Origin of the sequence: Aeromonas sp. 601027 (assembly GCF_049174455.1) — a bacterium.
Lineage (GTDB): Bacteria > Pseudomonadota > Gammaproteobacteria > Enterobacterales > Aeromonadaceae > Aeromonas > Aeromonas veronii_A.
Map to the genome: position 1 here is coordinate 93,248 of NZ_JAAKTN010000009.1, position 14,226 is coordinate 107,473.

General features: G+C 61.4%; 12 protein-coding genes. 2 read left to right on the forward strand and 10 right to left on the reverse strand.

Annotation, left to right across the window (positions count from 1 at the left end; genetic code table 11):
- Window positions 1-25 precede the first annotated feature (25 nt).
- Entirely contained in the window at window positions 26-1,222 is a 1,197-nt protein-coding gene (locus G5193_RS13005; RefSeq protein WP_033114017.1) for an aromatic amino acid transaminase, read from the reverse strand.
- A 170-nt stretch (window positions 1,223-1,392) separates the two neighbouring features.
- Window positions 1,393-1,668, reverse strand: a complete 276-nt coding sequence (locus G5193_RS13010) for a metal/formaldehyde-sensitive transcriptional repressor (protein WP_421206155.1) — start codon at window positions 1,666-1,668, stop codon at window positions 1,393-1,395.
- A 71-nt stretch (window positions 1,669-1,739) separates the two neighbouring features.
- Between G5193_RS13010 and dmeF the strand changes: the two genes are divergently transcribed.
- Window positions 1,740-2,717: a CDF family Co(II)/Ni(II) efflux transporter DmeF gene (gene dmeF / locus G5193_RS13015; protein WP_216979543.1), complete on the forward strand. Its 978-nt coding sequence runs from the start codon at window positions 1,740-1,742 to the stop codon at window positions 2,715-2,717.
- A 160-nt stretch (window positions 2,718-2,877) separates the two neighbouring features.
- On the opposite strand, the gene G5193_RS13020 is transcribed toward dmeF, so the two are convergent.
- The 7 genes from G5193_RS13020 to lpxL all read right to left on the reverse strand — a co-directional run bounded on the left by G5193_RS13020 (window position 2,878) and on the right by lpxL (window position 11,048).
- Window positions 2,878-3,126 (reverse strand): hypothetical protein, encoded by a 249-nt coding sequence (locus G5193_RS13020; RefSeq protein ID WP_005343091.1) that lies wholly within the window; start codon window positions 3,124-3,126, stop codon window positions 2,878-2,880.
- Window positions 3,127-3,190: 64 nt separating this feature from the next.
- A complete protein-coding gene (locus G5193_RS13025) occupies window positions 3,191-3,763 on the reverse strand; it encodes a DNA-J related domain-containing protein (protein WP_421206156.1) in 573 nt (190 codons plus the stop codon).
- A complete protein-coding gene (locus tag G5193_RS13030; protein ID WP_421206157.1) occupies window positions 3,760-5,547 on the reverse strand; it encodes a cation:proton antiporter in 1,788 nt (595 codons plus the stop codon). The genes G5193_RS13025 and G5193_RS13030 overlap by 4 nt, the downstream gene beginning before the upstream one ends.
- A gap of 190 nt (window positions 5,548-5,737) precedes the next feature.
- A complete protein-coding gene (locus tag G5193_RS13035; protein ID WP_005335907.1) occupies window positions 5,738-6,259 on the reverse strand; it encodes an MltR family transcriptional regulator in 522 nt (173 codons plus the stop codon).
- A gap of 133 nt (window positions 6,260-6,392) precedes the next feature.
- Window positions 6,393-7,538 (reverse strand): mannitol-1-phosphate 5-dehydrogenase, encoded by a 1,146-nt coding sequence (locus tag G5193_RS13040; protein ID WP_168176879.1) that lies wholly within the window; start codon window positions 7,536-7,538, stop codon window positions 6,393-6,395.
- A gap of 37 nt (window positions 7,539-7,575) precedes the next feature.
- Window positions 7,576-9,498, reverse strand: coding sequence for a PTS mannitol transporter subunit IICBA (locus tag G5193_RS13045; protein ID WP_421206158.1), 1,923 nt, complete (start codon window positions 9,496-9,498; stop codon window positions 7,576-7,578).
- Between the two features lie 626 nt (window positions 9,499-10,124).
- A complete protein-coding gene (lpxL, locus tag G5193_RS13050; RefSeq protein WP_021231687.1) occupies window positions 10,125-11,048 on the reverse strand; it encodes an LpxL/LpxP family Kdo(2)-lipid IV(A) lauroyl/palmitoleoyl acyltransferase in 924 nt (307 codons plus the stop codon).
- Window positions 11,049-11,252: 204 nt separating this feature from the next.
- On the opposite strand from lpxL, the gene hldE reads away from it, so the two are divergent.
- Window positions 11,253-12,680, forward strand: a complete 1,428-nt coding sequence (gene hldE, locus G5193_RS13055; RefSeq protein ID WP_058058377.1) for a bifunctional D-glycero-beta-D-manno-heptose-7-phosphate kinase/D-glycero-beta-D-manno-heptose 1-phosphate adenylyltransferase HldE — start codon at window positions 11,253-11,255, stop codon at window positions 12,678-12,680.
- A gap of 116 nt (window positions 12,681-12,796) precedes the next feature.
- Here the strand turns inward: hldE and tolC are convergent, their stop codons facing one another.
- Window positions 12,797-14,119 carry an outer membrane channel protein TolC gene (tolC, locus tag G5193_RS13060; RefSeq protein WP_266135321.1) on the reverse strand — a complete coding sequence of 441 codons (1,323 nt, stop codon included), beginning with the start codon at window positions 14,117-14,119 and terminating at the stop codon, window positions 12,797-12,799.
- Window positions 14,120-14,226: the final 107 nt, after the last annotated feature.

A 14,226-nucleotide genomic window follows, 5' to 3' on the forward strand; every position in this document is an offset into this window, starting at 1 on the left:
CCCGCCAAAGCGGGGCTGATGCGGATTAGCCCTTGAGCACCGCGGCCATGGCGTCAGCCACATAGTCGACGTTGCGGCTATTGAGGCCCGCCACGCACATGCGACCGGATCGCACCAGATAGACGGCGAACTCCTCGCGCAGCCTGTCCACCTGCTCCGGGGTGAAGCCGGTGTAGCTGAACATGCCGCGCTGGTTGATGAAGTAGCTGAAGTCGCGGCCCGGCACCTTGGCGCTCAGCACCTCGAACAGCTTCTGGCGCATGGCCTTGATGCGGGTGCGCATCTCGGTCACTTCGTCGACCCACATGGCGTGCAGCTCGGGCTGGCTCATCACTGCCGCGGTGATCTGGCCACCGTGGGTGGGCGGGCTTGAGTAGTTGCGACGCACGGTGGCCTTCATCTGACCCAGTACGCGGCTGGCTTCTTCGGCATCCTTGCAGATGACCGACAGGCCGCCGCACCGCTCGCCGTAGAAGGAGAGGTTCTTGGAAAAGGAGTTGCTGACGAAGAAGCTTACGCCGGCGGCCACCATGGCGCGAATGGCGTAGGCATCCTCTTCCAGCCCGTCGCCGAAGCCCTGATAGGCGATATCCATAAAGGGGATCAGGTTCTTCTCGACCACCAGCGCGATCACCCGATCCCACTGGGCACGGGAGAGATCCACCCCGGTCGGGTTGTGGCAGCAGGGGTGCAGCAGCACGATGCTCTTGGCCGGCAGGGTACTCAGGCAGTCGATCATCGCATCAAACTGCACGCCGCCAGTGGCCGCATCGTAGTAGGGGTAGTCGTGCACCTTGATGCCGGCGCCTTCGAACATCGCCTTGTGGTTATCCCAGGTGGGATTGCTGACCCACACCTCGGAGGTCGGGAAGTAGCGCTTGAGCAGATCGGCGCCGATCTTCAGCGCGCCGGAGCCGCCGATGGTCTGGATGGTGGCGATACGTCCCGCCTTGACCGCTTCATGGTCGGCACCAAACAGCAGGTGTTGCACTGCGGTGCGGTAGTTGGCGGCGCCTTCCATCGGCTGGTAGGGGCGCGGGGCAGGGGCGGCCGCGCGCTGGGCTTCGGCCTGCTGCACCGACGGCAGCAGCGGAATGCGCCCCTGCTCGTCGTAATAGAGGCCGATCCCCAGGTTCACCTTCTGCTCGCGGGTGTCTTTGTGGAAGGTCTCGACTAGCGTCAGGATGGGGTCGCCAGCATAGGCATCGACGTGTTCAAACATGGGGGATCCTTGAAATTGACTGTCCAGTAAAACCGGCGGTCAGCCGGGCTGGACATCATGGCGCAAAGCTGGCGGTGGCTCAAGCCCGAAAGGGACGGGGGCTGGCGGGCAGACGCCACACAGCCGTAAACGGAATGATGCGGGGTCGCCCGCAGCCTCATTCACCGGTCCTACTTCAGATAGGATCGCAATACCCGCACTACTTGATCCAGATCTTCCAGCCGCTCGGCCGGGGTCGCCTCTGCGGCACCCAGATGCTCACGCATGTGCCCTTCCAGCACCTCCAGCATCAGGCCGTTGACGGCACCGCGAATGGCCGCGATCTGCTGCAAAATGGCGGCGCAGTCGCTCTCCTGCTCCAGCGCGTGCTCCAGCGCACCGGCCTGTCCCTTGATGCGACGTACCCGTGCCAGCAGCTTCTTTTTACCGTGAATGGTGTGTGACATGCAGGATCCTCTCGATCAATAAAACTATACTGGGGTATAGTATATTGCATTGTCGTCCTCAGGAGAAATCCATGTCATCCCTTGCCTCATCCCACTGCCACCAACCCGTCGTCCACGAAGGGAATCCGCTGGCCGAACAGAAGACTCGCTGGGCCGTGCTGCTGACTGTCATCATGATGGTGGCGGAGATCGGCGGCGGCTGGTTCTACAACTCCATGGCGCTGCTGGCCGACGGCTGGCACATGAGCTCCCACGCGCTGGCGCTCGGTCTCTCGGTGCTGGCCTACCGCGCCGCCCGCCACTTTGCCCGCGACCACAGATTCAGCTTCGGCACCTGGAAGATCGAGGTGCTAGGTGGCTTCACCAGTGCTCTCCTGCTGGTGGGGGTGGCCGGGCTGATGCTGTTCGAGTCGGTGTTCAGGCTGCTCGATCCCAGCCCGATCCACTATCAACAGGCGATCGCCATCGCGCTGGTGGGGCTGCTGGTGAACCTGGCCTGTGCCTGGCTGCTCAAGGATGATCACGGCCATCATCACCACGGCCATGGGCATGACCACCATCATGGGCATGACCACCATCATGGGCATCACGACCACGATCATCATGACCATGACGATCACCACGGCCATCAGGATCTCAACCTGCGTGCCGCCTATATCCACGTGCTGGCGGATGCGGCCACTTCCGTGCTGGCGATCCTGGCACTGGTGGGGGGCATGCTGTGGGGGGCCGACTGGCTGGATCCCCTGATGGGCATAGTGGGGGCCGTACTGGTGGCGGTGTGGGCCTGGGGTCTGCTGCGCGACTCCGGTCGGGTGCTGCTGGATGCCGAGATGGATACCCCGTTGGTGGGTGAGATCCGTGAGGTGATTGCCGACCTGCCGGATGCCGAGATCCGCGATCTGCACGTCTGGCGGGTGGGCCAGCAGCAGTATGCCTGCGTGCTCTCCCTGCTGATGACTGCGCCTGTCTCCGCCAGCGAGATCCGCGCGCGGTTGGCGATACATGAAGAGCTGGTCCATGTGACCATAGAGATAGCCACTCCATAGCCAGATTTATGGCTGTCTATGCCAGATAGCGTGCAACTTGTACTCTGCAACACGAGTAAATCGAAGCAGTTTTTTCTGGGGAGGCCTGTGGCAGGCACGTGCTGACTATGTGCCTGGTACAAGCCTCACCGGGGCTAGGGGTGAGATGTGACGGTTTGAGTTAACGTTCGAAGAAGCGATAGAGGTGTTCTACCTGCATCGGGCAGTCAGCTACCAGATGCACATGATCGCGGGCCTGTTCGACCGTATCGAAACTGACCGGGCAGCCGAGGGTATCGGTCAGCTCGTAGAGGGCGCCATCATTGCCTCTGAATTCGATGATCCAGCCGGGGATGGCCACGTCGTGGAGTATTTCGGCCTCTTGCAGGATCTGTTGTTGATAGAGCTTGCGAAGTTCACTGACTGTCATGATGCTCTCCTGTGGGGAATATCCAGCTCCAGTCTATGCCTGCCCTTTATATGCGGCAACGGGATCATCCCCGCAGGACCTCCCAAGCCCAGCGGATGCGGATAAAGGTCTCGGCATTGCCACCCCGATCCGGATGGTGCTGCAGTGCCAGCTCCCGCCAGCGGCGGCGGATCGCCTCCTGACTCGCCCCCTCATTCAACCCCAACAGGGCCAGCGCCTCGGTTTTGTGCCCCTCACCGTCATAAGCGCGCCAGAAGCGGTTGAGCAGGGCTTCAACTTCGGCACGGTCGGTCTGCCAGAACACCTGCCAGTCGAGATAGTAGCTACGCAGATTTTCGCCAAGGGCAAAGCCGTGGTTGGCCTCCTGATTCCCGGCCAGCGGTTCGAGCCGGATATCCAGGGTGCTGATTACCAGCCACCATCCCTCTTGCCAGAGCTCGGCCTGCAACTGGTAGAGGGCGTTCATGATCAGGAAGTTGACCCGAAACAGCTGTAGTTGCTCATCGTCGGCCAGCCGGGGGATCTCCCCCTGCTGGCGCAGAGCGGCCATCAGTTCATGCACCTTGTAGCTTCCCGCCGCCTGTTGCAATAGCACCAGCAGAGGGGCGATCAGCGGATTGTGGTTGGCTTCGCTCATTCGGCACCCTGCTCTCTGGGTGGCTGCAGGGCGATCAGCAGCTCACCCGCCTGCGGGGTGACAGGGCCGGTAACGATCTGGGGCTTGCCCTTGCCATCCATGATGAACAGCGGGATGGCGCCGGGATTGGCGGTCTGATACTGGGCCCAGTCGAACGTCTCGCTCAGGCGGGTCGCCTTGATCTGGCCGCCCCGGCTCAGCAGGCTGCTCAGCCTGGCATAGTTGATGTCGGGGCCGAACAGGTTCTGGCGAGCGCGAAAGGTGGCGCTCTCCCGGTTGGCCTTGCCGTGCTGCTCGCTGGATCGCAGGGAGTAGACCTGCTCCTCGCCGTAGAGGTGGGCAAAGTGCAGCACCCCGAGGGCGTTGTTGTGGCGGTTGGGGGAGAGTGCCAGCACGGTACTGATGCTGGTAAGCGGCAGGTGCAGCTCGGCATGTTCCGACTGGGGGTTGCCGAAGTAGCAGGGGAGGTTGCTCATCCGCGCCTGTTTGCAGAACTCCCAGGCGGGATCGCAGAGCTGTACCGGCACCCCCTGATCCGCCAGCGCCTTGCCAATGGCCCGCGCCACCGAGTTGGCCCCTATGATGAGCCAGGTGTTGGGGGCGCTCTGGCGCATCTTGAGCAGGCTGGCCAGCGGTGCCGAGGTGAGGCTCTGCAACACCACGGTGGAGATGATCACCGCAAATACCAGCGGTACCAGCTTGTCGGCATCGGGGATCTCGGCCTGATGCAGGCTGATGGCAAACGAGGCACTGACTGCCGCCGCGACTATGCCACGCGGGGCGATCCAGCTCAGCAGGGCGCGAGCTCGCCAGGAGAGATCCGAGCCCCAGGTCGAGACCAGAATACAGAGCGGGCGCGCCACAAATTGCACCACGCACAGCAGCGCCAGCACCATGGGGCCGAGCTGCCAGAGCTGCGCCAGATCGAGGCGGGCCGCCAGCAGGATAAACAGGCTGGAGATAAGGATGACCGCGAGATCCTCCTTGAACGCCAGCACCTCCTCCAGATCCAGCCCCTCCTGATTGGCGAGCCAGATGCCGAATACGGTCACCGCCAGCAGGCCGGACTCGTGGCTGAGCCAGTTGGAGAGGCTGAAGGTGACCAGCACCAGCGCCAGCACGCCGAACTTGTGCAGGCTGACCGGCAGCCAGTCCTTGCGAATGAGCAGGGTGGTAAGCCAGCCTGCCGCCACCCCGATCAGGGAACCGACCAGCACTGTCTTGCCCAGCGCCAGCAGGGTATGGCTGATGAGATCCCCCTGACTGCCGAGGCGCACCGCCTCGAACACCAGCACCGCAAACAGGGCGCCGATAGGGTCGATGACGATCCCCTCCCAGCGCAGAATGCGGTCCACCTCCCGGGTGGGGCGGATCACGTTGAGCATGGGGGCGATCACCGTCGGGCCCGTTACCACCAGTACCGCGCCGAGCATGGTAGCGACCCGCCAGTCCAGCCCCAGCAGGAAGTAACTGGCGCTGCCGATGACGGCGAAACTGACCAGCATGCCGGTGGAGCAGAGATTGCGCACCACCTTGCCGATCCCCTTGAGCTCGGCCAGATGGAGGGTCAGTGCCCCCTCGAACAGGATGATGGCCACCGACAGAGAGACCAGCGGAAACAGCAGATCCCCGAGCAGGGCATCGGGGTCGAGCAGGCCGCTGACCGGGCCCAGAGTCAGGCCGGTGAGCAGCAGAAACAGGATGGCGGGTACCCGCAGCGACCAGGCAAGCCATTGGGCCAGCACGGAGACCAGGGCGATCCCGGCCAGAGAGAGGGCAATCATGCAGACCTCGATTCAGGCAGTGAGTATGGAGCTAGTGTAGTGGCTAAGTTGGTCAGATTGACACCTGAAGGAGCGTGCATCATGGCCGGGATGGGGAGATGTGCGACAGTCGGCGTCATGGTGGCTGGCTGTGGTGTGCAGGGCGCCAGCCAGACGCCAACCGTGGTGATGGTGTGGCCTTGGGGCCGGATTAGATGGGGCTCTCCTTGTGGAGCTCGCCGACACAGTCGGCCAGCGCCAGTACCAGTGCGGAGCGCACCATCTGATCGAGCCGGTTGAGCTGCATCTGGTAGAAGGCCCAATCCTCTTCGCTGGCGGGAGGCTCCAGCTTCATCATGCCGCCCTGATTGACCCCGTGCAGGCGGTCGAGCAGATCGCGGATCGGCTTGTCGCTGAAGCGGTAATCCTTGGGGTCGCGCACCAGAAAGTCGCGGATCTTGATATAGGCTTCGATATCCTGATAGCGCTCGAGTGAGATGAGGCCGAGGGCGAAGATGAGCTTGAGGCGCACCTCCAGCTGGCCGAGGGGGCCGCTCTGGTTGAGCAGGGGTTCGATGGCGTATTTGACGGCATACTCCTCCTGACGGAACGCGCGTCGCATCAGGGAGTCGACCGCCTCTTCCAGGATGGTCACGGCTTCGAGAAAGAAGCCGCGGGGGCCATCCTGCTCGTTCAGTCGTTCCAGTACTTCATCTTCCTGGTGTGTGGTCATAGGTGCATTGGGTCCAGCTGACAGGGAGAGAGTGGGCCTCTCTCCCGGTTTCTATCATATGGGGCACATTCCCTTGCCATTCAAGCGCTTGGCGCGCTATCAGTGGTGGCTGAATGCGCCGCAAGCAGGGTCATTACAGGGTTTCGTAACGGGCGACGATGGCGCTAACCACTTCGCTCTCTTCATCCAGTCCGGTGACGCGGGCCAGCGCTTTGGCCGGGCCCAGCTCCGCCAGCAGGGCTTGCAACTCCACTGCCTGCGGGTCATCGGCATTGCGATAGTGGAGCGCCGCGGCGATCCCCTCCTGCAACTGATCGCTCGGCAGGCCGTACTCCAGGGTGCCCAGCAGCGGCTTCACCAGTCGATCTCCCGCCGCCAGCTTGCGCAGCGGCTGACGACCGACCCGGTCAATCTCGTCCACCAGATAGGGGTTGGCGAAGCGGGCCAGGATCTTCTCTATGTAGGCGGCGTGCAGACGCGGGTCGAAGCCGTAGCGTTTTACCAGCACGGCACCGCTCTCCTCCATGGCGCGGCGTACCTTGCTGCGGATCACCGGATCCTCGATCGCCTCGCGCACTGTGCGGTAGCCCCGCAGTTTGCCGAGGTAGGCGGTGACGATGTGGCCGGTGTTGAGGGTGAACAGCTTGCGCTCGACGAAGGCCATCAGGTTGTCGGTGGGCTCCATGCCCGCCACCTGTGGCAGCTCCCCCTTGAACTGGGTCTGGTCGACGATCCACTCGCTGAAGCTCTCTACCGTCACTTCCAGTGGATCATCGTTGGCAGCCGCGGCGGGCGGCACGATGCGATCCACCGCCGAGTCGACGAAGCCGATACAGGATTCGAGCGTGGCATGATACGCGACCGGCAGGTACTTGAGTACCTCCCGCTTGAGGTGGCTGGTGCCGCGCACCATGTTTTCGCAGGCGATGACGTTGAGCGGAGTCAGGTTGCCGGCATCGAAACGGGCCTGCAGCCCCTTGGCCAGGGTGCTGGCAATCTTGTCCAGAATGTTGGGGCCCACTGCCGTGGTGACCAGATCTGCGGTGATGATGCGGGCGATCACCTCGTGACCGGCGGAGCTCACCGCCGCCACGTTGCGCACCACATCCAGCTTCTGATCCGCCCCTACTACATGGACCTTGTACTCCTGACGGTGGTTGAGCTGGTCGATCAGGGTGTCGTTGACGTCGGCGAAGGTGACCTGATGGCTGGCATCCGCCAGCACTTTGCCGATAAAGCCGCGACCGATGTTACCAGCACCAAAATGCAATGTTTTCATGATATTAACCTCTTGAACCAAAGACGATGAAAGATGATTACGCAGCCTGTTCGGCACCCAGCAGATCCAGGAAGGCCTGGGGATCCGTGGTGCTGGCCAGCCGGTCGATGAGACCGGGTTCATCCAGTGCATTGGTCAGGCGGGTTATCACCTGCATATGTTCGTCGTTGCGGGCGGCGATGCCGATCACCAGCCGCGCTACCTCATCGGCAGCCTCGCCAAAGGCGACCCCGGCCGGGTACTGGCAGATGACGATGCCGGTACGCTTCACAAACTCCTTGGCGGCGATGGTGCCGTGCGGCACGGCAATGGATTCGCCGAGGTAGGTGGAGACCAGCTGTTCGCGCTCCAGCATGGCGTTGACGTAGTCGGGCGCCACATAGCCCCGCTCCGCCAGCAGTCGGCCTGCGGTCAGGATGGCGGCCTCCTTGCTGTCCGCTTTCAGTCCAAGATGCACGTCATGACGGCTCAGGGTAAAGACTTCGGCCGCTTGCGGCTCGTAGCTGTCGTCGTTGGCGGCCACCAGCAGTTGCGGGTTGGCGACGTCATCGTTGGCGGCCTGGGTCAGGCTCTGAACCAGCTCCTGATAGAGGCCGTTGTCGAGGAAGTTGGTCAGGGAAATATGGTGGGCATGCGGCGCATGGCGACGGGCCCGCTCGGTCAGATCCTTGTGGGTGATGACCCAGTCCACCTGATCGTCGAGCTGATCGATGGCGCGGTTGGTGACGCTGATATCGAGCCCTGCGGCCTGCACCCGCTTGCGCAGCATGCCGGCGCCCATGGCGCTGGAGCCCATGCCCGCATCGCAGGCGACCACGATATTGCGCACCGCCATCAGTTCGCCGCCCGGCTTCTTGGCCGCTGCGGTTTCAGGCTTGCCGCCCTTCATGGCTTTCATCTTGCGAGTGGCTTCACCGAGGGCATCGGCCTCGTCGGCTTCCGGCTGCTGGGCGCGGACGAACACGGCGGCGACCAGGAAAGAGACCAGAGTAGCGCTGATGATGGAGAGGGCGACCCCGATCAGGGAGGCTTTCGGCGTCATCAACAGCACGGCGAAGATGGAGCCCGGTGAGGCAGGGGAGACCAGACCGGCGTTGAACAGGGTCAGGGTGAAGACCCCGGTCATGCCACCGGCGATCACCGCCAGAATGAGGCGCGGGTTCATCAGCACATACGGGAAGTAGATCTCGTGGATGCCGCCGAAGAAGTGAATGATGGAGGCACCTGCAGCGGACTGCTTGGCCGCACCACGACCGAACACCATGTAGGCCAGCAGCACGCCCATGCCCGGGCCCGGGTTCGCTTCAATCAGGAAGAAGATGGAGCTGCCGTGCTCGGTCGCCTGCTGGATCCCCAGCGGCGAGAAGATGCCGTGGTTGATGGCGTTGTTGAGGAACAGGATCTTGGCCGGTTCGACGAAGATGGAGGTGAGCGGCAGCATGTGGTTTTCCACCAGGAAGCCGACGCCACTGGCCAGCAGGCCGGAGAGCACCTTGACGAAGGGGCCGATCACGAAGAAAGCGAGGATCGCCAGCAGCATGCCGATAAGCCCGGCGGAGAAGTTGTTGACCAGCATCTCGAAGCCGCTCTTGACGCGACCGTCCATCGCCTTGTCGAAGCGCTTGATGGCCCAGCCACCGAGCGGGCCGACCATCATGGCGCCCATAAACATCGGGATATCGGTTCCCACGATGACACCCATGGTGGTGATGGCACCAACCACGCCGCCGCGCTCACCGCCCATCAGCTTGCCGCCGGTGTAGCCAATCAGCAGCGGCAGCAGGTAGGTGATCATGGGGCCGACCAGCTTGGCCAAGGTTTCATTGGGCAGCCAGCCGGTGGGGATGAAGAGGGCGGTGATAAAGCCCCAGGCGATAAAGGCGCCTATGTTGGGCATGACCATATTGGACAGGAAGCGTCCAAAATTCTGTATCTTGACTTTGGTATCCGGTGATAACATGTCGGGACCCCGTTTTAAGCCTGTTTGATTAAAAGTGGTAGTCGGGATGGCCGGTTTTGCCGAACCGCCATCCCGGTCGTCTAAGCAACTTCAATCTACCAGCTTGCGATCAAATTAGGCTGAAAACGGGGTATCTTGTGATCCAGCTCTCAGATACCCAGCCATACCCCCTCCATAACCAGTGATCCACATCACATACCCATTCTGTAATTCGGCTACATTTCGATCTTTTCTGTTTTGCATGGTCATTTTTTGTGACTTAAATCACTTAAGTTGCTTTGTGGCCCTCTTGTGGAATGGTGATTGGCGTCACAAGTTCGATTTTTGTATTCGAATGGGACAAATCACTCAGTCACTCATCAGCGGGTGGTGACGATGGATCTATCGAAACACTCCATTGCTTACCAATGAATCAATAAATTTGTAACCCGCTTTCAGTTTTTACGGTTGGTGATGAGCTCTCTTTTGCTGTTGGTCGATGGGAATGGGCGCCAACATGCAGGATGTTATCGAGCGGCAGATGTTCGGGGCGCTTGCTTGCCGCGCAGGGCTGATAGCAGATAAAAACAAACCGCCAGCAGGCGGTTTGTCGGTTTTTGCGATCTGAGCCCTGTCGGGGCTGCGGCTTAGTAGAAGCCGGCATCCTCGGGGGAGGGGCGGGTCTTGAAGCGGCGATGGAGCCACATGTACTGCTCCGGCGCCTTGCGCACGGCGGCTTCAATCTCGCGGTTGGCGCGGGCGGCATCAACCATGTCATCCCCGCTGGGGTAGTCGGCGAGCGGCGCGCCGATATGCAGGGTGTAACCCTCGCTGGTGCGGATGTTGTAGCAGGGCAGGGTGACGGTATTTTTCACCCGCGCCAGGGTGGCGGTGCCGGTGATGGTGGCCGCCTGCTCTACCGCGAAGTAGGGCACGAACACGCTGGCGTGGCTGCCGTAGTCGTGATCCGGTGCATACCAGAGAGCGTCGCCGTTGCGCAGCGCCTTGATCATCCCCTTCACATCCATCCGGTCTACCAGATATTTGTTGGAGGCGCAGCGACCGTGGTACTGGGCATACTCCAATACCGGGTTGGTGTTGGGGCGATAGACACCGACCCCGGGGCGCACCAGCCCGAAACAGCGGGCGTTGAGTTCCAGCGTCAGGAAGTGGCAGGAGAGCAGCAGCATGCCCTGACCTTTTTCCATGGCGGCGATGACGTGCTCTTCCCCTTCCACCTTCATCAGGTTGCGCATCCGCCAGTCTGGCCAGAACCAGGCGATCCCCACCTCGAACACGGCGCAGCCCACGCTCTCGAAGTTTGCCTTGAGCAGTTTCTCCCGCTCATCCCGGGTCAGCTCGGGCATCGCCAGCTCCAGGTTGCGACGGGCAATCTTGACCCGGGACTTCAATATCCTGGCGGCGAGACGACCGAGCTGACGGCCCAGCCACATCTGGCTACGCCACGGCAGCAGGGTCAGCAGCCAGAGCAGGCCGAGGCCGAACCAGCTGGCCCAGTAACGGGGATGAAACAGGCGGGGCTCCAGGCGGGGAGCGTTGTCATGGGCCATGGCTAATCTCTTGTTCGCAAACACAATCGGGGGATTCTAGCCGAAAAGGGGGGGCGGGGGCGAATGGCTGTGTGCTGGTCAGAGGGGTAGCCTGCGTCCGGTTAGCGTGACAGCGGCGGCAACTGCGGTCGGCTTTTTCTACACCGGATAAAAGAGTGTGATAAAATCGCCCGCTGATTTTTCAGGTTTTGAGAGTCGATACAGATGAAGATCACCCTGCCCGATTTTGAAAAAGCCCGCGTTCTGGTCGTTGGCGATGTCATGTTGGACCGTTACTGGCATGGCCCTACCGGTCGGATCTCCCCCGAGGCACCGGTGCCCGTGGTCAAGGTTGAACACATTGAGGAGCGCCCGGGTGGCGCGGCCAACGTGGCCCTCAACTCCGCCGCCCTTGGCGCTCACGCTGTGCTGCTTGGCCTGACCGGTCAGGACGAGGCAGCCGATGCCTTGGCTGGCCAGATGGCTGGCGTCAAGGTGGCCTGTGATTTCGTTCGTCTGGCCGACTTCCCGACTATCACCAAGCTGCGGGTGCTGTCCCGCAACCAGCAGCTGCTGCGTCTGGACTTTGAAGAGCCCTTCCACTCCGTCGATGCCACCCTGCTGATGAGCAAGGTCGAGCAGGCGCTGCCGAATAGCGACGTGATGATCCTCTCCGACTATGGCAAGGGTGCTCTCAACGACGTGCCCGGCATGATCCAGCGCGCCCGTGCCGCCGGTATTCCGGTGTTGGTCGACCCCAAGGGGACCGACTTCGAGAAGTACCGCGGCGCTACCTTGCTGACCCCCAACATGTCCGAGTTCGAGGCTGTGGTAGGCAAGGTGAAGAGCGAAGAGGAGCTGGTCGCCAAGGGGTTGGATCTGGTCAAGCGTTTCGAGCTGGATGCCCTGCTGGTCACCCGTTCCGAGAACGGCATGACCCTGATCCGCGAAGGTCAGCCAGAGCTGCATCTGCCAGCTCAGGCCCACGAGGTTTATGATGTGACCGGTGCCGGTGATACCGTCATCTCGACCCTCGCCACCTCGCTGGCGGCAGGCAAGAGCCTGGACGAAGCCTGTGCGCTGGCCAATACCGCAGCCGGTATCGTGGTCGGCAAGCTGGGTACCTCTACCGTCAGTCCGGTCGAGCTGGCCAACGCCCTCTACACCGAGCAGGAGACCGGCTTCGGCGTCATGTCCGAAGCCCAACTGAAAGTGGCGGTTCGTGCCGCCCGTCTGCGCGGCGAGAAGGTGGTGATGACCAACGGTTGCTTCGACATCCTGCACGCCGGCCATGTCTCCTATCTGGCCAACGCCGGCAAGCTGGGGGATCGCCTGATCGTGGCGGTCAACACCGACGAGTCGGTTCGTCGCCTGAAAGGGCCGGGTCGTCCGGTCAACCCGACTGAGCGCCGCATGGCCGTACTGGCTGCGCTGGGCGCGGTGGACTGGGTGGTGCCCTTCTCCGAGGATACCCCGCAGCGCCTGATCGCCGAGATCCTGCCGGATCTGCTGGTCAAGGGCGGTGACTACAAGCCGGAAGATATCGCCGGTTACGCCGAGGTGACCGCCAATGGTGGCGAGGTGCGCGTTCTCAACTTCGAGGATGGCTGCTCCACCACCGACATCATCAAGACGATCCGCGAGCGCGGCTAACGTTCTGCTAGCCCCGCAATCTGGCGGGGCTCACTATCGGCGGTAGCAAACCGGCAGAAATACGGATAACAAAAAGGCGACCTTGCGGTCGCCTTTTTCATGTCCGATAGCGGCTATCAGCCTTTGGCTTTTGCCGTGGCAGGCATCAGACCCTGGTTCACTTCCACCAGATCCTGCGCTTCCAGAATACCGGCAGCCTGTTTCAGGCTCAGGATATTGAGAATGTAGTTGTAACGGGCTTCGGAGAGCTTCTGCTTGGCCTCGTACAGCTTGCGAGTAGAGTCCAGCACGTCGACGATGGTACGGGTACCCACTTCGTAACCGGCTTCGGTTGCCTTCAGGGCGCTGTCGGCGGAGACCACAGACTGGCTGTAGGCACGTACCGAGCCGATGCTGGCGTTCACGTTGTTGTAGGAGGAGCGCACTGTGCTCTGCACCGAGCGGAAGTTCTTCTCCAGCAGTTCACTGGCCGCAACGTAGTTGTATTGAGCCTGTTTTACCTTGGAGCTGGTGGCGCCACCACTGTAGATGGGCAGTTTGAAGGTCAGACCGATATTGGCCTGATTGTCATTGCCGCCGCTCTGAATACTATCCAGCTTGTAATCGGTATTGCTGGTTTGCAGTCCGGCCCCCAGATCCAGAGTCGGCTCATGGCCGGTTTTGGCCAGATCGATCTGCTCCTTGGCAATGTCCTTGCTGATGCGGGCACTGTGCAGTTGCAGGTTCTTGTCCAGCGCCAGCTCCAGCCACTTGTCGGAGCCGAAGGCGGTCTTCTGCGGGCTGAAACGATCGGTGTTCAGCACGTCCAGATTGCGGTGATCGATACCGGTCAGCTCGCGCAGGGTCTCGTAGCTGTTGTCCAGCGAGTTTTCGGCATTGATCTCGTCAGCCAGCGCCTGGTCGCGGGAGGCTTCAGCTTCATGGACGTCGGTGATGGCGGTCAGGCCCACTTCGAAACGCTGCTGGGTTTGCTCCAGCTGACGCTCTACCGCAACCTTGTTGGCACGGACGAACTCCAGGGTATCCATCGCCTTGAGCACATCAAAGTAGGCTTTGGCGGTGCGCACCATCAGGTTCTGGATTTCGAGGTTGTAGGCGACATCAGACTGGGTGGCCTGCTTCTCGCTGATATCCAGATTGACCCAGTTACTGCGACGATAGAGGGATTGCGACAGCGTCACCTCACCCTTGGCGTTGGTATTGCTCTGGGTGTCGTTCTTGTTTTGCAGATAATTGAGCCCGGCACCCAGATCGATCTGGGGCAGCAGAGGGGCTCGGGATTCGTTGATCTTCTCGAAGGCTTGGTCGCGAACGGCTTTGGACTGCAGCAACTGCGGGTCTTTCAGCTGGGCTTGTTGATAGATATCGAGCAGGTTTTCGGCGTGGGCACCGGCACTGACGCCCAGCAACACCATGACTGACAAAAGTGTTCTTTTCATAGATCGTTTTAACCTTATGTAGTAACCCAAACTGGTTGCTGGAGAGGCAAATATTGTCACCGACCAAGCTTGATTGCAGCTTAATCACTCTACTATAAGCAAAATTT